At 55.7% G+C, this 19,367-nt stretch carries 23 protein-coding genes and 2 pseudogenes; 3 read left to right on the top strand and 22 right to left on the bottom strand.

Going from position 1 to position 19,367, the window contains the following annotated elements; genetic code table 11:
- Positions 1 to 3: 3 nt before the first annotated feature.
- From IPI58_00670 to IPI58_00660, 3 genes are read right to left on the bottom strand one after another with little or no spacing between them, the layout of a single operon-like run.
- Positions 4 to 1,245 carry a S49 family peptidase gene (locus IPI58_00670; protein QQR69232.1) on the bottom strand — a complete coding sequence of 414 codons (1,242 nt, stop codon included), beginning with the start codon at positions 1,243 to 1,245 and terminating at the stop codon, positions 4 to 6.
- Entirely contained in the window at positions 1,242 to 2,696 is a 1,455-nt protein-coding gene (locus tag IPI58_00665; GenBank protein QQR69231.1) for a phage portal protein, read from the bottom strand. Before IPI58_00665 ends, IPI58_00670 begins: the two co-directional genes overlap by 4 nt.
- A 59-nt stretch (positions 2,697 to 2,755) precedes the next feature.
- Positions 2,756 to 2,962 (bottom strand): hypothetical protein, encoded by a 207-nt coding sequence (locus IPI58_00660; GenBank protein QQR69230.1) that lies wholly within the window; start codon positions 2,960 to 2,962, stop codon positions 2,756 to 2,758.
- Between IPI58_00660 and IPI58_00655 the strand changes: the two genes are divergently transcribed.
- On the top strand, positions 2,961 to 4,118 hold the full coding sequence (locus IPI58_00655) for a DUF3800 domain-containing protein (protein ID QQR69229.1): 1,158 nt from the start codon (positions 2,961 to 2,963) through the stop codon (positions 4,116 to 4,118). The genes IPI58_00660 and IPI58_00655 overlap by 2 nt on opposite strands.
- Here IPI58_00655 and IPI58_00650 read toward each other — a convergent pair.
- The 5 genes from IPI58_00650 to IPI58_00630 form a co-directional block, all read right to left on the bottom strand.
- Positions 4,086 to 5,975 (bottom strand): phage terminase large subunit family protein, encoded by a 1,890-nt coding sequence (locus IPI58_00650; GenBank protein ID QQR69228.1) that lies wholly within the window; start codon positions 5,973 to 5,975, stop codon positions 4,086 to 4,088. The genes IPI58_00655 and IPI58_00650 overlap by 33 nt on opposite strands.
- Position 5,976: 1 nt before the next feature.
- Complete coding sequence (locus IPI58_00645) at positions 5,977 to 6,504, bottom strand: hypothetical protein (protein ID QQR69227.1); 528 nt, start codon at positions 6,502 to 6,504, stop codon at positions 5,977 to 5,979.
- A gap of 41 nt (positions 6,505 to 6,545) precedes the next feature.
- Entirely contained in the window at positions 6,546 to 6,854 is a 309-nt protein-coding gene (locus IPI58_00640; GenBank protein QQR69226.1) for a hypothetical protein, read from the bottom strand.
- A 9-nt stretch (positions 6,855 to 6,863) separates the two neighbouring features.
- Positions 6,864 to 7,181 carry a hypothetical protein gene (locus IPI58_00635; GenBank protein QQR69225.1) on the bottom strand — a complete coding sequence of 106 codons (318 nt, stop codon included), beginning with the start codon at positions 7,179 to 7,181 and terminating at the stop codon, positions 6,864 to 6,866.
- A 113-nt stretch (positions 7,182 to 7,294) separates the two neighbouring features.
- Positions 7,295 to 7,663, bottom strand: a complete 369-nt coding sequence (locus IPI58_00630; GenBank protein ID QQR69224.1) for a DUF3489 domain-containing protein — start codon at positions 7,661 to 7,663, stop codon at positions 7,295 to 7,297.
- A gap of 106 nt (positions 7,664 to 7,769) precedes the next feature.
- Here IPI58_00630 and IPI58_00625 point away from each other — a divergent pair, with 106 nt between their 5' ends.
- Both IPI58_00625 and IPI58_00620 read left to right on the top strand, forming a co-directional pair.
- Complete coding sequence (locus tag IPI58_00625) at positions 7,770 to 7,916, top strand: hypothetical protein (protein ID QQR69223.1); 147 nt, start codon at positions 7,770 to 7,772, stop codon at positions 7,914 to 7,916.
- A gap of 194 nt (positions 7,917 to 8,110) precedes the next feature.
- A complete protein-coding gene (locus tag IPI58_00620; protein ID QQR69222.1) occupies positions 8,111 to 8,335 on the top strand; it encodes a hypothetical protein in 225 nt (74 codons plus the stop codon).
- Between the two features lie 11 nt (positions 8,336 to 8,346).
- On the opposite strand, the gene IPI58_00615 is transcribed toward IPI58_00620, so the two are convergent.
- From IPI58_00615 to IPI58_00550, 14 genes and pseudogenes are all read right to left on the bottom strand, one after another.
- Positions 8,347 to 9,567: a site-specific DNA-methyltransferase gene (locus tag IPI58_00615; protein ID QQR69221.1), complete on the bottom strand. Its 1,221-nt coding sequence runs from the start codon at positions 9,565 to 9,567 to the stop codon at positions 8,347 to 8,349.
- Between the two features lie 680 nt (positions 9,568 to 10,247).
- A pseudogene (locus IPI58_00610) lies at positions 10,248 to 10,826 on the bottom strand (DNA cytosine methyltransferase).
- A gap of 252 nt (positions 10,827 to 11,078) precedes the next feature.
- Positions 11,079 to 11,459, bottom strand: a complete 381-nt coding sequence (locus IPI58_00605; protein ID QQR69220.1) for a helix-turn-helix domain-containing protein — start codon at positions 11,457 to 11,459, stop codon at positions 11,079 to 11,081.
- The gene (locus IPI58_00600; protein QQR69219.1) at positions 11,456 to 11,938 is read right to left on the bottom strand and encodes a hypothetical protein; all 483 of its coding nucleotides are present in this window, start codon (positions 11,936 to 11,938) and stop codon (positions 11,456 to 11,458) included. The genes IPI58_00605 and IPI58_00600 overlap by 4 nt, the downstream gene beginning before the upstream one ends.
- Positions 11,935 to 12,246, bottom strand: a complete 312-nt coding sequence (locus tag IPI58_00595) for a hypothetical protein (GenBank protein ID QQR69218.1) — start codon at positions 12,244 to 12,246, stop codon at positions 11,935 to 11,937. Before IPI58_00595 ends, IPI58_00600 begins: the two co-directional genes overlap by 4 nt.
- On the bottom strand, positions 12,243 to 14,387 hold the full coding sequence (locus IPI58_00590) for an AAA family ATPase (protein QQR69217.1): 2,145 nt from the start codon (positions 14,385 to 14,387) through the stop codon (positions 12,243 to 12,245). The genes IPI58_00595 and IPI58_00590 overlap by 4 nt, the downstream gene beginning before the upstream one ends.
- Complete coding sequence (locus IPI58_00585; GenBank protein QQR69216.1) at positions 14,384 to 15,136, bottom strand: PD-(D/E)XK nuclease family protein; 753 nt, start codon at positions 15,134 to 15,136, stop codon at positions 14,384 to 14,386. Before IPI58_00585 ends, IPI58_00590 begins: the two co-directional genes overlap by 4 nt.
- Positions 15,136 to 15,333 (bottom strand): hypothetical protein, encoded by a 198-nt coding sequence (locus IPI58_00580; GenBank protein ID QQR69215.1) that lies wholly within the window; start codon positions 15,331 to 15,333, stop codon positions 15,136 to 15,138. The genes IPI58_00585 and IPI58_00580 overlap by 1 nt, the downstream gene beginning before the upstream one ends.
- A complete protein-coding gene (locus IPI58_00575; protein ID QQR69214.1) occupies positions 15,330 to 16,991 on the bottom strand; it encodes a DEAD/DEAH box helicase in 1,662 nt (553 codons plus the stop codon). Before IPI58_00575 ends, IPI58_00580 begins: the two co-directional genes overlap by 4 nt.
- A gap of 8 nt (positions 16,992 to 16,999) precedes the next feature.
- Positions 17,000 to 17,587, bottom strand: a complete 588-nt coding sequence (locus tag IPI58_00570) for a hypothetical protein (GenBank protein QQR69213.1) — start codon at positions 17,585 to 17,587, stop codon at positions 17,000 to 17,002.
- A gap of 3 nt (positions 17,588 to 17,590) precedes the next feature.
- Positions 17,591 to 18,460, bottom strand: a complete 870-nt coding sequence (locus IPI58_00565) for an ATP-binding protein (protein ID QQR69212.1) — start codon at positions 18,458 to 18,460, stop codon at positions 17,591 to 17,593.
- A complete protein-coding gene (locus tag IPI58_00560; GenBank protein ID QQR69211.1) occupies positions 18,457 to 18,750 on the bottom strand; it encodes a hypothetical protein in 294 nt (97 codons plus the stop codon). Before IPI58_00560 ends, IPI58_00565 begins: the two co-directional genes overlap by 4 nt.
- Position 18,751: 1 nt before the next feature.
- A complete protein-coding gene (locus IPI58_00555) occupies positions 18,752 to 18,925 on the bottom strand; it encodes a hypothetical protein (protein ID QQR69210.1) in 174 nt (57 codons plus the stop codon).
- A 71-nt stretch (positions 18,926 to 18,996) separates the two neighbouring features.
- Positions 18,997 to 19,182: pseudogene (locus IPI58_00550) on the bottom strand (DNA-binding protein).
- Between the last annotated feature and the right edge of the window lie 185 nt (positions 19,183 to 19,367).

Raw genomic sequence — 19,367 nt, 5'->3', positions numbered from 1 at the left:
GGGTTAGTCCTCCTTTTGTGCATTACGGCTTGCATAGATCGCCGCCGCGTCGATCTTGTTTTCAGCCGATGTTGTGGAATTGGCGGTTGGGATTTGACTTGCGATGGCGGTCGCTTCGTCCGCGACGGCTTTGGCCGTCAACAAGGCGTTACGCACCTCGGCGGATGGCGTCGCTTTGGCGATGAAGTCCGCAGCCTTGTCGGGCATGCCAGCGATTTGGCAAAGCTGGGTGACTTCCGTGACATAAGCCAAGGCTTCTTTTTGAGCCTCGGCCTTCGCTTGCGCCGTAATCGCTTCGACATCGGGAGCCGGATCGATAAGGCTCGCGTCGACGCTTTGCGTCTCGGCAGAGGCTTCAATGGGGTCGGTCATAGTTTTATCCTTTCTTTTTAGGTTACGAATGGGTGAAAGCGCCAGACGCTGCTGCGTCAGGCGAGAACGAAGATCGGCATAGGCATCGTCGAAGGTGCCGAGTTTGTCGGCTAAACCGGCGGAGACGGCATCGGCACCGAAGAACAATCCGGCTTCGGTCGATTTAATGGCCTCTTGCGTCATCCCGCGTGTGCGCATCACCGTGGAGACGAACAATTCATAGACACGGTCGACTTCCGTTTGCAGCGTGGCTCTTGCCGGATCGGACAACGGTTCATGCGGCGACAGATCGTTTTTGTGCGCCCCCGCATAGATCGCGGTGTATTTAAGGCCAGCATCCGCTTCCGCTTGGCTCTGATCGAGGTGAACGGCGATAACACCGATGGAACCGACACCCCCAGTGCGAGAGACATAGATTTTGCTGGTCGCTGCAGCGATGACATAGGCCGCTGAAAAAGCCTCTTCGTTGGCCACGGCCCAGATAGGCTTGGTCTTGCGCGCCGCATAAATTTGGTCTGCCAGATCGAATGCGCCCCCAGCTTCGCCGCCGGGGCTGTCGATATCCAGAAGAATGGCTTTGATATTGGGATCCGCTACGGCCTCGGCCAACTGCTGTCCGATGTTCGTGTAGCTCGTCAGGCCGCTTTGCGCTTCAAGCCCGACTGTGCGACGTACCAGCGTGCCGATAACGGGGATGATCGCGATGCCTTCGGGCGTTACGTCATAGCCGCGCATCGCGGTAGGTTGTGCAAAAGATAGAGCTTCGCCATTAAGACGAGGCATGAGAACGCCCAAAATGACGTCCAATTTGGCGCGCGCGATCAACACGGGCGTGTCGAACACCCGTCCGGCAAGATGAGGGAGAAATGTCATAGGGTTTGATCGTTGCTATTGATTTGGTTTTGTTGCGCGTCCGTTGGCGGGGTTTCTTGGGAAGCTGGCAATCGATCTCCCAACGGCCCCAACTTGATACCGAGCGTCTCCATGCGCTTTTGATCGGCGGCTATGCGACGATATGTTTCGTCAACATCGTTGCCCTCGGCCTCGATAATGTCACTGGGTGCTTTCCAGCCTTGCTCTTGCGCAATTCTTTCGGCCTGACGGTCTTTGAGCGGATCGACCCATTCCCATTTCGGCGTGATCCATTTCACCGCCGTATAACGGCTTGGATCGCGTGCGAAATTGGGCATGTTCAACGCACCTGACAGCGCGGCGGTTTGCAGCCAGCGTTGCCAGATAGGGCGGCACATCTGAAAAACCAGCGTGGCGAACTGAAACTGCTCAAGGCGCCGCCGAAACTCGACGGTGCCAGCGCGGATGCTGGAATAATTGGCCGCTTTCAGATCGCCAGTGACGTTTGTGTACGGCATGCCCAGAGCGGCGCAAACCGCAAGCGTCGTGCGATATTGAAAAGGCTCGTAAGAATTGCCGACATCGGCAGGTGAAGAAAACTTGATATCCTCACCGGGCAGCAAAACCTGCATAGTTCCCGGTGAAAGCCCCGCGATGGCGGATCCGGCACCATCCGCAGCGCCTTCGCCCAACAAATTATCTTCGGGCGATGCTTTGGTGATGAAACCGGCGAACAAGGCCGCGACCTTTTTGCGATCAAGTTCTGCGTCATCGTATTGATCAAGCAGGAACAGCTTAACTAGCGCAGGCGCGACCCATGGCACGCCTCGTATTTGACCGGGACGCTGGGGACGGTAGATGTGCAGGATTTCCGAAGCCGGAACTCTGACGATATCGCCCTTGTTCCCCGTTTCGGTACTGTCACCCGGATGCTTACGATAAAAATGATAGGCCACGCGCCGTCCGATAGCGTCAAACTCGATGCCGCAGCGAATGGGGTTGCCTGTCGTGCCAAGCTCCGTCTTAGACAAAGGCAGCATCTCGGCTTCCAGCAACTGCAGCTGCAAAGGCACCGTCAGCCCGTCTTCTGGGCGGCGCGATCGGAAGCGAATGAAGCATTCGCCAGCCTCGAACATTGCGCGCGCGACAAGGGCTTGCAGGCCGTAAAAGTCCGTCAGACCATCGGCATCCGCTTCGTCCGTCCATGCCAGCCAAACGCGCTGGATTTCATCCTTCAATGCTTGATCCTGAACAAGGCTGGATGGCTTGATACCGGCACCCACGGCATTTGCCACAAAACTGTCGGCAGCATTTGATGCGTAAGGATTAGACCTGACAATCTGCCGCGCCCGCGCGCGAAGGAGGTCGCCTCCGGCGGAAAGCAATCCGTTAATGTTTTCCTGCGTCGCCTTCCACGCGATCAGGCGCCGTTGTGTCATGGCGCCTTCGAACCCGCCCACAAGCGTGGACATGGATAAGCGTCCAGTCGCCGCGTATTTAACCGCAGCACCGATACGAGAAAAAAGGTTCATCAGAGGTCTTTCTCAGCGTAAATCTTGATCCGGCGGGTCTGAACCTCGCCGTTGTCCCGCGCCAAAGCCTGTTCGACATCGTTGAGCGCGGCCTTCAACTCAGCCATGGAACGGTATTCCACGGTCTTTCCATCGTAAGTCAGGCGCAAAACGCCGCTCACGATGGCTTGCCGCAAGGCATCGCGTTGAGTTAGTGTGTAGGTCATGTCTATTCCGCGTTTAATATCTTGTGATGAGGCTGGATTTACTGGCAATGACTTGCTCAATGCCGACCAGCCTTACTTCGCTTTTGCATCGACCGACCTATGCATAAAGGAAGGGCAGGAACTTGTTGATCAAATTAGGCACGACAATCCCTCTCTTCAGGGACCGGAACTCAAATCATCAAGCTTACTTTCGACGGAGCGTGGCCAACGCATAGTTCTAGACCTCTTAAAGAAAATTAGGGGCCGCTATATGGTGTCTATCGACCATAAAATGCTAGTGCTTGCTTGCAAGTTTTTTGAATACATTTATGAGCCAGTACTACAATCAAACAACAAACTCTTTTACGACCACAATCTGCACCGATTTGTGGCTATGTTCATTTTTATGCAGATTGTTACATCCAAAAAGGACGCACTGACCATTGTAACCGAGTTTTCTGGTTTTATGCGTACATTCGATCCTTCTGTTGCCCCATCCTTGTTTGCTCCTCATGGTCAAATGGACGAATTACTCGACACCATCATTCGCTTTGCCAACGGATATCAACATCTGATCCATCGAGAGACGGAAGACATCAAAAGTATGTGTGATGGCGGACGATGGATCCTTGACATGTCGCTACACAATCTGTTTTCGCATCTTGCAATGTGGTCAAAACGTCATGCAGTGCTCGAAGTTGACTGTGATCCATCCAAACCACTTAAAGCTGCGGCACCAGAACTGAATGGCATGATCGGACAAACCGACATCGTTGACATGGAGCTTTTTGGGAAAGAACAAAGACTGACGTGGAATATGTCCAGACCAATTGCCTTTGTTGATTCCAAGGAACAGCCGTGTATTCAAATAGCAGATATCGTTGCTGGTGCTATGAATAAGATAGTTTTAAGAAAAGGCGATCCTGTATTCAAATTAATGGCAATAGAACTTGTGCCCCATATTATGGACGACGGAATTATGCCGGATTATGAGTTCATCGACATTACCAAAGAGCATGCCGTTGTTAACATGCTTGTTTTGCATGAGCTTGCACATCGCGCGGACAATGGGCTGGATCCGTTGCGCGGTATGCATGTATATTATGAGACCCTCAAAGAATCCGTTCCGTTTATGATGTCAGGGCTAAACATAGCTGCTAGGAATTGTTCTACGTAAAGCGATTGCTGGTTTTTGATCAGCAATCAAAGGCTTTTCTTCGTTTCTCGTCTCGTGGCCCAAAGCGCGTTCAAATTTCTGCCACACAGCATCCGTAAAGCGATCAATACCAACCGCAGATGCGGCGGCGCGGGCATAAACACGGCAGTCCAACGCTTCGTTGCGTTCGCGCAGCTTTCGCCATTCGCGGTGCGGAAAGCCACGCCTGTCTTTAACCGTTACCAATCGTTCGGCTGTCAGCTGCTTGAAATATTCCTCGCCATGTTTGGGGAAGTGACAAAACCCAGCGGGGTATTTATCACCGTTGGCAAGTTGTTCGTCTGTCGGCCTATCTTTGCGCAAGCAGCCATAAAGTTCGGATTTGCAGAAAGAGGCTCCGACCGGCCAGACCAAAAGGCCGCGCCGCTTTCGCTTTCCGCTCTGCATCACGTCCATATGGCTCGGTGTGCCGATGGCGGCGCCCAGACGATCGACGCCTTTGATGGCGATGACGCGATCCGAAGAATGGCGGCGCACCCAATCATAGACTTCCTGCGTCGCATAGCCCGTATCAATGGACAATTTCAGAATCGATAGTTCCACATGGCTGGCATGGGTAAAAGTTTCTGCCAACAGGCCGTCCATCTGCGCCCAAACATCAGGTTTTGCAGGGTCTCCTGCGAACACGCGATAATCGACCGACCAGCATTCACGGTCACGGCCCCATGCGACGATTTCGATCTCTATGCGGTCTTTCTGCACGTCCACGCCTGCGGTGAGAAACAGCCCACCTGCGGGAACGGTGCTAGGCCGATAATCCTCCCGCCGATCATAAAGCCGTTGCCATTCCGGCGCCTCGCCGGACTCCGTCCATGTGCGTGCCTCGATAGTGTTCACGTAAACCTTCATCGCCGCATCGTCCTTGGCGGCGATCTTACGTTCCGCGATTTGTTGCCATGTCAGCCAAGGGCTGTTCAAACCTGAGAGGTGAAATCCTGCCGCCTTGCCTGTGCCGGGACTATCCGCACGCCACTCGCCACGGCTGTTCATCCACGACTTTTTGTGACTTGGAATGGAAGCGTTGCAATGGATGCAATGATACGTTGCGGTTTCTGGCTTATCCTTCTCCCAGCGCAGCTGCTTTTCTTCCAGAACCTGATGCTCCCCGCATTCGGGGCATGGCAACCACCAGCGCCGCCTGTCGGACTGTTCATATTCGAGTTCGATGCGGCTTAAGCCTTGGATCGTCGGTGTCGAGACCAGAAAGATTTTTCGATTGCCGAACGTAATCGTGCGCTGACTAGCCAGTGAAACCGGATCGCCTTCGCCGTCCACGTCGAAATCGTAGGCGTCCACTTCGTCAAGAAACAGGTACCGTACCGGCATCGAGCGAAGGCCGACCGCGCTGTTGGCTCCGGTCATGACCAGAATACCGCCCGGAAACTCTTTGCTTTGCACCGTATTGCCGCTGTCACGGGAACGCGCTTCCTTGACGCGATCGCGCAGAACGGGCGTGCCGTCGATCAAGCTGGCCACGCGCTGCTTCGACCAACGCTTCGCCATTTCCACGGTCGGCTGCACCGCCAGCATCGGGCCGGGCGCATGATGGATGACATAGCCTATCCAGTTATTGCCTGCCTCGGTGCCGCCGATCTGCGCGCCCTTCATGAAGACGACTTTCTCCACTGGCGATGACGGAGAAAGGCAGTCCATGATCTCGCGCAAGTATGGCGTCCGTTCCGTTCGCCACGGCCCCGGTTCGCCAGAGGCCGTCTGCGACAAGAAACGGTTTGCATCCGCCCATTCCGAGACGTTCAGACGCGGATCCGGTCGCAGCGCCAAGGCGGCGTGCGTCAGACATTCTTGCAATGCTTCCATGTCAGGCGTTCGATAGTCCGGCGGTGGTATCCGCTACATCGTTGAGGATTTGGCGCAATTCGGTATCCAGTAATTCTCGAACCTGCTTCGGATCCGCTTCAGAAGCCAAGAGCGGCGCAAGCCGATCCGGCAAGTTCAAGGTGCGATCGCGCAGAACACGCAGCGTGTTGAACCATGCCACTTTGATGTTGTCGGTACGCACTAACGCGCCGGACTTTTCTTCATATTCCAGTTTAGCGAGACGTGCGTTGTAGGCTTCCTTGATCGCGCGACTTTGCGCGTAACTGGGGCCGCTGTTGACGCCAACGGGGTTTGGGGTCGGCTCTGCGGGACGTTCACTTACCGTCTTTTCCTTTACCGATTTGCGTTGCTGGGCGGGACTGGTGTTGCGGCTCCATCCAGCGTCCGCCTTGGCGGGATCAATCGTGCCGTCCTGTTCTTTGGCTATGCGTCCGGCCTTGATGGCCTTCAAAACCGCGACATGACTTACACCGCGATGCCGCGCGTAAGCGGATACGTTCATTCCCATAGTTAACTGCAATCATGTTTGATGCACAGATCGTTGGATGTTTATCTGGCTCTGTCTGTCAAAGTGGCGCGCGCGCCCATCATGCCGAGCAACAGATCGACGACTTCGCTTTTATGTCCGCCGATGTGCCAGACCGTGACTTCCGTCACATCGGGATATTGGTCGTCCCATGAGCGGCTTGTTTTGTAGTTGTAGATCGTGGCGATCTTGTCATCCGGCAGCGTGACGATCCATTCGGCTTCGGTTTTGTATCCATCGCCTTTTTGTGGCTGGCCGAAGACATCGACAAGGTCTTGGTATTTGGCTTTGATGGCGGCTTGGTAGCAGGTTCCGATTTTGGTTCTCGCCATGGGATCCTCCTACGCTGCTTTGATTTCGCGCAGGGCGCTGTTAAAATATCCGCGCCATTTTCTGTCAGCGATGCGCATCTTGATGTGGTCGGTAATCGCTTGCGCTGTCGTCGGCCCGCCTTTGATAAAACTCAGTTCGTCCGCAAGATGGCGTCCGAAGCGCGCATCCAATAGATCGCGCGTTTGTTCCTGCGTCAGGTTGAAGGCTTCGGCTAGAACGCGGCTGGCGGCATCCCATACCATAGGCGCGTCATAGCCGCTGCGAACGCTGGTTCCCCAAAACCCCCAGTCAGGGTTTGCTGTGGGTAGCGGCGTGGTGTTTTCCATGGTGTCCTCCTTTGTTTATGTCACCATGAACGCTCTTTCCGTGTTTATTATCAACCAGATAAGCGATTGTTTCTTTGCGAAGAACGCGCACTGACGATCATCAAATGATCACATCAAACGGGTTCGACGATCTTATAAAGCCGCTGTCCTCCTTGAGGCTTATCGGAAACGATTTGGTAACCGCGTTTCTTGACCAACGCATGCGACAGCGCGGCGCGCAGCGTATGTTTTTGCCAGCCAGTGACGGCGACCATGTCGTCGATCGTCGCCCCTTCGGGACGTGACAGCAATTTTATGATCAGCGATAGCTTGGTTTCCTTGGGCGGTGTGGGCGGCATTGCTGCAACGGCGGCAAGACCTGCCTTCATCGCGGTGCTTGGTTCTTGCGGATGTTTGCCGTTGGTCTTGATGCTCTTAACGGGCTTGGTTTTGACGGTGGAAACTGCTGCTTTCTTGGTCTTCGTTGATTTCGGTTTACTCATGATGGTCCCCTTTCGCCAGCATGAACGCTTCATTCGTGGCACTTATCCAGTGAATAAGTCGATTGTTTTGCAATAAATACGGGCGTTAACCGTCGATTAGACGCAGATGTCTATCAATCGATTCGGTTACGCCGCCGTCACGGGACTGATTGTCTGCAGTAGTTGCGGAATGCCCTTGATGATACCTGTTGCATCATCATCCGTAAGGACTTCCACCGAGGCGTACAACAACCCATCTTTTTGCAAGGCTTGAGGAGAAGCGATTATGGCTCCGCGGCCTTTGCCAAACATGGAAATCATCTCGCTTTTGCAGAGCTTGGTAAAAGAATCGGAATAGATCGTTCTAAATAGCGAAAGGTCGATGATGAACCCGTCAAGCTCTACCCAAGCATGGCCAGCCCAATGTTGAAGGGATGTGTTGTTGGTTCCTGAGACGGAAAAGTCGTGTTGAAAGACAATCGTGTTTTTGAAGGACAAGTTGCCAGCAACAAGAGAGCTTTCAACCCCATGCTTATCTTTGAGTATGGCGTAAAGAGCGGCGGAAAGCGGCAAGCACAGGAACGGAGCATGGGGCATGTTCCCCAGTATCTCGTTTATCGCGCATTTTACAGCTTCCAAGGTTTTCTGTTCCATGGGCAAATCGTAGCACAGCCGACGCAAAAGATGAACTGAAATGGCGGATTCTAACCCGTCGCCAGCTCCGCCTTCTTGCCTGTAAACTCTTCCCAGCGCTTGACGATCACATCGCAATATTTGGGATCCATCTCGATCAATCGCGCTTGCCGTCCCAACTTTTCGCAGGCGATCATCGTGGTGCCGGAGCCGCCGAAGCAATCGAGGATGATGTCGCGGCTTTTGCTGCTATTGCGAACGGCGCGCTCGACAAGCTCGACCGGCTTCATAGTCGGGTGAAGATCGTTGACTCGCGGTTTGTTCACAAACCACACATCGCCTTGGTCGCGCGCACCGCACCAGAAATGATCTGTGCCTTGCTTCCAGCCGTAAAGGATCGGCTCGTACTGCCTCTGATAATCCGAACGCCCCAGCGTGAAGGTATTCTTCGCCCAGATGACGAAGGTCGACCATTTGCCGCCTGCCGCGACGAAAGCCTTTTGCAACGTATGCAGCTCGCTCGACGACATGCAGACATAAATCCCGCCTTTGCAGACGGTCAGCATATTGACGCAAGCGTCATAGAGAAATTGTTCAAATCCTTCGCCAAGATTGTCGTTCATGATGGTGCGGTTGTTGCCGCGCATCTTGTCTTTGGCTGTGTTGCCGTAATCGACGTTGTAAGGCGGGTCAGTAAACACCATATCGGCCAGCGATCCATCAAGGACGCGCTCGACGTTTTCTAGGATCGTGCTGTCACCGCACAACAAGCGATGATTGCCGAGGATATAAACATCGCCCGGTTTCGTGACGGGATCAACGGGTGCTTCCGGCACAGCGTCTTCGTCTGTGTTGCCTGCCGCGTCTCCATCGTTCAGAAGATCGGCAAGTTCATCATCTGAAAAGCCAGTAAGCTTCAGATCAAACCCATCGTTCTCAAGCGCATCGAGTTCGCTGCGCAGAACGTCATCATCCCATCCGGCGTTGAGTGCCAGCTTATTGTCAGCGATTACATAGGCGCGTTTCTGCGCTTCGGTCAGGTGGTCGAGAACAACAACAGGCACATGATCAAGACTGAGTTGCTTTGCCGCTTGCAGTCGGCCATGTCCGGCGATGATGCCATCAGTCCTATCGACAAGAATTGGATTGAGAAATCCGAACTCGACGATGCTTGCCGCGATCTGGCTGACCTGTTCCGCCGAATGCGTGCGCGGATTTTTATCGTAAGGAACAAGCCTGTCCACGGGCCAAAGCTCGATGCGCTCGGCCATCTTATGGTTCGAAGAGGTCATGGTTCTCCAACTTGTTCGATGGCTTCAGTTGCCAAAGTGCAAAATGCATACGCTGCCGCCAGCGGGACGACTCCGTTACCGCAGAGGCGCAGCCTGTCCACACGATCGGCCACCCCGTCAACCACTCGACAAACAGCGGGTTTAAGGTCGGCTGGGGCGTCTTTCCATGCTTCGTGATCTGCTGGTCTTGGTGGCCAGAGAGGGAGGTCGGCCATGTCTTGCTCGCCTCGTTCAAACTGATCCCATGATCCGAACTCGTGCTTCCCGGTTCTCGTGCGCGAGGCGTCGGCCATTGAACGCGAGCCGTTCGGTAACTCTCCCCGCGCTGCGCCATTTCCACATCCTGCTTGGTGTAAGGATAGGCGTTCGGCTGCATCACCGTTTCCGCAAGTCCCGGCGTTCGAAGGACGTTGCGTCCGTCCTTGCGGATCATTTTCTCCGGCGGGCGAGCATATTTGACTCTGGCATCCGTCGCTGTCGCGGTCGGCCACATCGCCGTCTGCGCGGTCAACGACCCGTAGCAACGAGCCGTCCTGTCGTTCATTCGTTTCAGGAAGCTGGTTTGTTTCTCGCCGCTCTCCTGCGCGCGAGGGGTCAGCCATATCTGCGCGCTGACTTCCAAACGACATTTGGGATTGCCAGCCAAGATCTCTTTTCGAGAAGCCTCGTTCCCCGAAGAAACCCTCGCGGTAGGCCAAGATGAACAATCGTTCGCGTTTGTGGGGCGCGCCGATTTCTTCCGCCGTAAACAAGCCTGCCTTAACGCGATAACCCATTGATCGAAGGTCATCGTGGACTTGCTCGAACCCCAATCGTAGATGCCCTCCGACATTTTCGAAGAAGCAGATGGGCGGTTCGATTTCGCGCACGATGCGGGCGATGTGCGGCCAGAGGTGTCTTGGGTCTTTGTCTCCGAGCTTTCGTCCGGCGACGCTAAACGGCTGGCATGGATAGCCGCCATGGATGATGTCCACCACGCCGCGCCAAGGTCTGCCGTCGAAGTCGGCAACGTTGTCCCAGACAGGCGCGCAATCCAAGGCCGCGTCTTCCATCCGCGCCACGAGCGTGGCCGCTGCATAGGCGTCCCGCTCGACGTAACCCACAGTTCGATAGTTTCGAGCGGCGAGATGGAGTCCGAGGTCGAGACCTCCGGCTCCGGCGCAGAGGGAAAGTCCGAACAGGCTTCGATAGAACCCGCCGCCAATCGGCCATGCGCAATCGCATCCGGCGGCAGGTAAAGCCAAACCATCCAAACTCATACTCCGTTTTGTTCTGTAACACGGGCCGTAACCTGTAACCGGCTGTAACCCGTTTCTGCTTTCAGACGCTAGAAAACTCCCGCGCCCTTGCCGCCCGCATACGCTATCGCGCAGGAAGGACCCAAAAGATTTCAAAGGCCTGTCGTGGGGGTTGACGGCGGTGTGCTGTCTGCGCACGTCCCGCGATCATGTGTTACACTTTGCCGGAAAATGTTGCATTTGTCTCGCGCTAAAGTGTTGCAACATCTTTGCCTAACCTTTGCTTGCGTTTAACTGTGCGCTGACCTTCGTCAACGCGATGACCCACTTGCGCCATGCGGTCGAGCGGTCGCAACCGAACTCCCAGCAGATGGCCTTCCATCGCATCTTCGCACCGCGCTTCCACAACAGTTTGCGCTCTTCGACTTCAAGCCACGGCATCCATGTCAGGGTTTCCTCCAAACGATCGATGGCATCGGGCTGGGCGCGCAAGCGAATGGGAAGCTTCTCCTGCTGCAAGACTTCCAGTTCTGCAAACTTGATCGTCGGCCATACGCTGAAGTATCCGCGCACCTTGACGGGCGGGAGTCTGCGCAGCGTTGCCACGGCTTCTTCCATGCGGTCAGCGACCAGTGTAGGCGTCCACTTCGTCATTGCGCCTCCTGCTGTCCTTGGTGTTGTTGCTTCGCCCAATAAAGAATTGCCAAGGCATCGGCTTCGTTGTCGTCTTCGGGCGTATGGCCACGCTGCGTGACGGCGGCAATCACGGTCTTCTTGTCGGCATTGCCTTTGCCCGTGATGAATTGTTTGATGGTGCCGACAGGGACGCCCTCGTAAGGGATGGTGTGGTGTTCGCACCATGCGGTCAGGTGCGCGAGAAAACCTCCATAGGCATGCGCGGCATCCACGCCCAGATGGCGACGCACCTCTTCGAAATAGACGGCGTCGATCGCGCCTGTGACGTTCTTGGTTTCCGTGAGCCAATGTTTGAAGCGCAGATAGCGCATGCCGCCGCCCTCGAAGCGGCGTGGTTTGAAATGCGCCGTCCCGCTGATGATCGAGCCATACTCGTTTTGAAGCGCCCATCCGGTCGATGTGCCGAGGTCGAGACAAAGCAATGTCGGTGTGGTCATGGGCATCCTCCGGTCAGGGTGAAAGCGAAAACCCTCCGACCGAGGATGAGAGAGCCAACCAAAAGGTGGCTCTCTCTCCCGTAGGGAGAGAGGGGGTTTTCCGTGAATCTAGAAATGGGGGTAAGAGCTTGAAAAATATGAATTTGTTTCCAGATTTCCAGAATGCCGTCCAGAATGCGTGTCATTCTAGAATTGGGATTCAAGCCCATGAAAACAAAGGCGTATTCTAGATTTCCAGAATGCAGGACGTTCCAGATTTCTGTCATTCTGGCCAGAATGACGACGCTGTTTTGAGCAATAATCATCATGCCACATCCTCCGCATAGACCCAGACGGAGGGGTTCTCGACGGGCAAAATGGTGCCGTCGCCCGACTGTTTGAAATGCGTCGGCAGGAGCGCTTTCATGGCGGGAGAAATCTCGCCCGTCTCCTGATCGACGACTTCCTCGCCGGTGGGAACTTCCATGCCCTCGACGCACATCACGCCGTATTTGCTTTTGGCCGTTCCTTCCTTGTTGAACTTGATGTAGCCCTTGGTGGCCAACACATCGATGCGATCGCGAATTGAGTGATTGCCGCCGAGACCGCCCTTGTTCTCGAAAGATTGACAGAACTGCGTGGGGGTGTAGAGACTGCCCTTGCGGCCTTCGTCGAACAGCAATTGCAGGATGACGTCATGACGGCGGCGGCGCTCGTTATCGAGCCTCTCGCCGTAATCCTTGTTCACCAGACGCGCAGAATGCTGTTCCATCTCGCGCCAACGACCATCGATCTTATCAACCCATTTGGAAGGAACGCCTTCGCCGTTACGTAGCTCGAAAATCAGCTGACGAAGGCTCTGCTGTTCGTCGGGGCGGAAAAGGATGACGCCTGTGGTGTAAAAGCTGCGCAGGCTTCCCGCGCCGCTAAGAGCCTGAAACGGATCATCCTCCAGCATCTTCTTGGTGATCTTTTTCGTGTGGTGGGCGAGAATGACGCCCGCATCCGGATTGACCAGAAAACGCAGCTTTTCGACCCGTTCTTGCAGGAAGGCGAGCATGGCCGTGTTGTCGTTCTCGCTGCCGTTTTCTCCTGCGTCGAACACGTTGCGCAGCGGGTCGATGGCGATAACATCCAACAGTTTCGGATCGAAGAAGCGCGTGATGGCATCGCGCACCAGCTCCACGCCTTTGTCGTCGAGCAGCATCCGCACCTGCGGCGTGACCACGAGATTCTGGCGCACGAGCGGCATGAAATTGGGATCGATCTGCAACTGGCGCAGACGTTCGCGCAGATAGTGATAGCCGATCTCCGCTTGCAGATAGAAAATCTTGAGCGGCTTGGCTGGCTTCATGCCGAGAAAAGGCAATCCCGCCGCCATGTGCGCCATCCAACTGATCAGAAGATCGGTCTTGCCGACTTTCGGCGCACCACCGAAGACCATAAGCCCGCCCGGTGTGAGAATGCGCGGCGCCACCAGATCGTCGGGCATGGGGCTGTCGTCATCCAACAGATGCCCGACCGTGAAAGCCGGAAGCGCAGCGGCTGGCGGAATGACCATGCGCGGTGACGTGGCCAGAAAGGCGGGAACGTCCATGCCTTCCGCGACAGCGTCCGCCGCATCCCATTTTTGTGGCTTACCGTCAGGCACGACGATAACGGCCAGTGACCGCACGCCAAGAGTTCGCAAGCGGTTTGCCACGGCATCTGCATAGTGTTTTCCGGCTTCGTCGTTGTCCGGCCAGATCACAACATGCTTGCCGATCAAAGGCGTCCAGTCGGTCTTGTCGACAGGCGCGTTGGCACCGTTCATGGCCGTGGTGGCACAGGTGCCAAGTTTGTTCAGTGCGTCAGCGCATTTCTCGCCTTCGACCAACACGATGGCTGGCGAGATCGACATAGCTGGTTGGTTATAAAGCGGGCGTGGCTCCGGTGCCTTACGCTTGCGGGCTTTGACATCCCACGGACGAAACTCTTTGCCTTCCGGTGTGTCGTAACGATAGACGCAGGCGATGAGACTGCCTTGCGCGTCGAGATAATCCCATTTTCCGGTGTGAGCGCCGAGGTCGTCGCTTTCCGTCTGTGGTTGAGCCTTTGGGACAGGACGTGCAGGCATGCCGAGCCATTCCTGCACCGAACTTATGATCGCAGGGAATTGCGCCTGATGATCCCAGCCGTTGACGGCTCCCCACAGCGAAAGAATGTCGCCGCCTTCGCCCGTGGCGAAATCATGCCAGACACCAGCTTTTTCGCCCGCAAGATCGACTACAAGACTTTTGCCCTTGCTGCCTTGCGTATCCCCGACGGTGAACCGTCCGTTTTGGATTTTGCCGGTGGGCAGCAGATGATACAAAACCTCGCGCAGACGCGATAACAACCGCGCCTTGATATCTTCTGCCGTCAGCCGTTCTTCTGGCTTTGCCTGCGCCTGATCGGATGCATCGCTGAAATCCTGCCACGAGCCTGTCATGCGACCTCCTTCCAACAACGCTGCTGGTAAGGACAAAAGGCGCATTCGAAATGGTCGGGGCTGGCGGCGATGCGCGGCAGAATCTCGCCAATCTCCGTTGCGCGGATAACATTGACGGCGCGATCGCTGGCCTGCTGCGCCAAGGCGGCGTCGAACGGCACCAACTCGTGATAGATTTCCGCCGTGTCCTTATTGACGGCGGTAAACAGTGCGGGATTTTGTGAAACGCCGGGGACGCTGCCTTCCATATAAGCCTGATAAGTGGCGACCTGAACGGCGTAGATCGGCTTCGACTTATGCAGACCGTTCTTTACGGTATCGCGCCATGACTTGGCGTTCATAGACTTGCATTCCCATATCGCGGGGAACGTCATGCCAAGATCAGCGGGCGCAGCGTTGACGATCCCATCCACATGGCCGCGAATACGTCCCTTGGCGACAGAGAAGCCGAACTGTTGCCCATTGGGGCGTTCCGCAAATATCTCGAACCCAGCCAGCCTGAGCCAATCGAGAGCAAGCGTCTCGAACACATGGCCAATCTCGAAGATACGCAGCAATTGGCCAGAGAAGGCCTCATCCTTCGGCGTCTTGGCATATTCATATTGAAGCGCGCGGGCGCAGGCCACGCCGAGCCGCGAGGCGCCCAGATAATCGCGCTCCGGCTCAGCGTTCCGTTTTTCCTGCAAACGAACGTCGATCAACGCATTGATCGTGTCCGCGATCGTGGGGCGGTGATTAAAATCGAGCATTAAAAGGGGATCCCTGTGTCTTTGTTCTCGGCCATGTACGTCTGGTAATTGCCGACGACGACCTCGATCAGCGTGAGAATTTGGGCGCGTGTGTAATGCGACAACGGTTTGTCCATGCCGATCTCGGCAACGACTTCGCCAAGAGGCTTCAGCACGCGCTCCATGCAACGTTTCTCGATATCTGTCGGATCCATCATGCGGCACCGCCGACAGCGTTCATGGCGCGGCTGATCCCGTCACGGTTAAACTGCGCCGTGAGCAACGCGGACGCCTTGTAGCGCGTCAGGTTGTAGTCGTTGCGGTGTCCGGGCAGATATTGAAGCTGCTTCGACGTGGCGGGCTGATGAATCCACGAGCGCGTTTTGTGCGCCGTCTCATCGCTTTCATAGAGATTGAGCCAGTCGTCGGCAGCGGCGAAGCAAACGATGCGCTCACCCACGGCTAAATGTTTCGGCGGTTGATTTTTAATGCCGCCGACCGCATGCCATGCGCCGTCCTTGAGAAAGACGCCGCCCCATGCGTTGAATCCCGTGGCAAGGTAATATTTGTCGTTGCCTTGCAGATCGACCCAAAGGAAACTTGATCGTTTCAAAAGATCGATTTCCGACATGACGAAGCTGCCAGACGCCAATTCACGCTGCGCCGCCTGTTGCTGCCATTCGTAGCCGCACAATGGGCATTCCTTGACGGCGGCGGGAACTTCCGCTCCGCATTCAGGACATTCCTTCGTCGGCGCATCACCTTCGCCCATCTGGTCGTCAAGATTGACGTCCTGTTCGAGCGATCCATGCAGCAGCGTGGATGTCCCGAAATCAAGAACCACGCAATCTTTCTTCACCAAGTCCGGATATTCTGCGGGGTCGATCGTGCGCAAGCCACGCCCAATCATCTGGATCATGGTGGATTTATAGGAACTGGGGCGCAGCAGCACGACACAGCCAGTCGGCGGATGATCCCAGCCTTCCGTCAGGACGGCCACGTTGACGATGACTTGCGCGCGACCTTCGGTGTATTCCGCAAGAACGGCGCTGCGCTCGGTATCCGACATCTCGCCATGGACGAAGACGGCGGGAACGCCAGCCGCGTTGAAACTGGCGGCAACCGTTTCGGCATGATCGATCGTGGAGCAGAACACCACGGTTTGGCGATCGGCGGCTTTGTCCTTCCAATGCTTGACGATGGCCTCGTTGATCGGTCGCGTATTCATAATCGCGGCGACAGCGCCCATGTCGTAATCGCTGGCTGTTTTCTTGACGTGGCGCAATTCGTCCTGCACGCCGACATCCATGACGAAGGTGCGCGGCGGAACGAGATGGCCGGAGGCGATCAATTCCTTAACGGTGATCTGGTCGGCCACGTTCGAGAAGATCGGACGCAAACCCTTCTTGTCGCCGCGATTGGGCGTTGCCGTCATGCCCAGAAGCTTGATGTTGGCGTTTGTGGCCTTGGCTCGTTCAATCACCCGCATGTAGCTGTCGGCGCGGGCGTGATGGGCCTCATCAATCACCAGCATGTCGATGGGCGGCATGGCGGCAAGATTGTTCTCCCGCGACAGCGTCTGCACCATCGCAAAAGTAACATCGCCGCGCCACGATTTGACCGAGGCGTCGAACACGCCGGTGCCAAGGGCGGGATTGACGCGCCGGAACTTATCCTCGTTCTGAAACGTCAATTCGTCGCGGTGCGCCAGCACGCAGGCTTTGCCCGATGACGCTTTGAACATTTCTCCGATGATCGCGGAGAGCATGATCGTCTTGCCCGCGCCGGTTGGAGCGACCGCCAGCGTATTGCCATGCTTGTGCAAAGCCTCAACGGCACGCGCGACAAGTTCCTTCTGTCTAGGTCGTAACAGCATGGTTCACCTCACCGCGCCCAAGAGGGAAGATTGCTGGCGGGAGTCGCCTGCGCTTGCGGCGTATGCTGCTGGGTCTGTGGCGGCGTGTAAGTCGCCTGACCGGCGGGATAGCTTTTGTGATCCTTTGTGATCGCCGTTTTGATCGTGTTGCGGTCTTCGCCGTTGCGTTGGTCTTTTTCGACGTCGATGCGCGCGATAAACTCGATCCCGTCGAGATCGGCAAAACCTTTGATGCATCGCGCTGCAACTGCCTGCGGGGAGTCGTCTTTCGACGTGAATCCGCGCGCCGAATTGAGGATGCCCTTGATGAAAGAGCGTCCCATGTTGGCGTATTCCGGCCCTTTGGCGCTGTAGAGACCGATCATGCTCCACACCTTGCGGCGGGCGTATGGGCCTTCGAGAATTACAAACTCACAATTCAGGTAAACGGCCCCCGATGTAATGTTGCGAGTCGCGTAACCGCCATCCCAACCTTCGCGAAGATCGTCATAGCCGCCCGGCTTGATCGTCATGCGCACGCGCGCGATCGTTCCTTTCGGGATGATGTCGAAACTCTGTTGATCTTCTGCGCTGCTGAAATCGTTCCAAATGGACATGGGTCATTCTCCCTGTGAGGTTTGTTGTTGGGTGCTTTGTTCGGGTCGGGCATAGGTCAGGCGTTCCGGTGCGGGTTTTGCCGCGCTGGTGATTTTCGCCATGAGCCTTCCGAGATGCGGTTCCTCGATCACGTCGAGGCGACCGGATCGATCTTTGGCCGGATAACCAAACGGATTAAGCGTGTGGCAAACGAAGGCGCGATAAGGCGTGCCGTCCTCGGCCTTCAGCTCGGCCATCGTGATGACTTCATCGACGATGCCGGGAAGTTCGAGACCAGTCTTCGAGCCTTCGATCTGAGGCGTGAAGAAGCGGCGATTGAAATCGTCCATCTTCTCGTCGAGAATCCCGACCAGCCAGATGTTCTTGCCGCGCGTGTGCTGCAGATGCGTCAGCCACGCGATCATCTCTTGGCCATGAAGACCGTAAGCGCCGCGCGTGTCTGGCTTGCCCGTCTTGTCGCTGAATGCCTGCGGTTGGCCTTTGCACCATTGAAAACACAAGCGGCCAGCAACCGTGATGCTGTCGACAAACACGGTGTCGTATTTGTCGAGTGCAGCTGGATCGCCATAGCGTTCGCACACAGCGTCGAAATGCGCCTGACTGTAGGGCTGGTCGTCGCGCAAGGCCGGATTGGGGCCACCGATGAACACCGCGAAATCACGGCATTCCTGCCAAGTCTGGGGACGGATCGTGTCCCCAGCCCAACCTTCAATGGCGAGATCGCCCGCTTCGAGATCGAAGAACAACGCTTTGTCGGCAGGCAACGTCCACAGAAGCGAGGTCTTTCCAATGCCGGACTTTCCGAAGATGCAGCCTTTGATCCCACGCTTTTCGGCCAAGCGTTCGTCTGCGGAAATGATGGGGAGGCTCATTGCGCGCCTCCCTTGTCGTTCGTGACGACATCGATGGCGTTATGACTGCCGAGGGCGCCTTTTTCGCGCGCCAAGCGATAAAGTCTGCGCAAGGCATAAAAACGGCTGTTCAGCACATCCACCTGCGTTTCTACGCCGATGGCTGCGAAGGCAAGATCATCGAGCGTCGCCAATTCAATCGGCTTGATAACCTCGGTCTGCCTATCGCCGCCGGACGGCACGCGAATGCTTTCGGGGAGACTGTTGAAGTGAATATCTTCCTTAAGTTTCTTGAGTTTCTCGTTGCACATGTTATTTGCTTCCTTTCTTGGTTTTGAGACGCAGGACTCCGCGCAGCCACCTGCAGAGCAGTTCGGCTTTGGCCAACAACTGGCGGATTTCGATTTCGTCCATCTCCAGCAACTGCCCGACGGGCGTGCCAAATACGGATTCAAGGGATGGTTTTTCGGGAAGGGGCTGGCTCATCGCGCACCCTCCTTGAGAGGGACGCTCACAATTCGTTCGTTGCGATAGTCAGGGATCAAGGGCTGGTTTTGACTTGTGTTGGCGTAAAGCCTTTCCGCCTCGAACGTCGTGATGTCGTCCATGCGATAAACGACACGTCCGCCAAGTTTCAGATAGCGAACCCCCACGCCAAGCCACCGCCAGCGTTCGAGCGTGTGCGGCGAAATCCCCCAACGTTGGGCGAGTTCCCGCTGATTGATAAATGTTGGGTCCGTCATTAGTGCCTCCAAGGCAGAAGGGGTTGTTTGGGACGGTTTCCCGCCCTCAGAATTGCCCTTATTTTCTAATGACTTGGCTTGGTTTGATATGTTCAGGACGAATCTTTGTTGTGACATTGAGCAATAAAAAAGCCTCGGAAAACCGAGGCTTTAATAATGAGTTTGTGACAAACGATGAATTTCTT

The organism is Alphaproteobacteria bacterium (assembly GCA_016699305.1).
Lineage (GTDB): Bacteria > Pseudomonadota > Alphaproteobacteria.
Note: the sequence above shows the minus strand (reverse complement) of the source record. Positions and strands in the feature narration are given on the sequence as shown.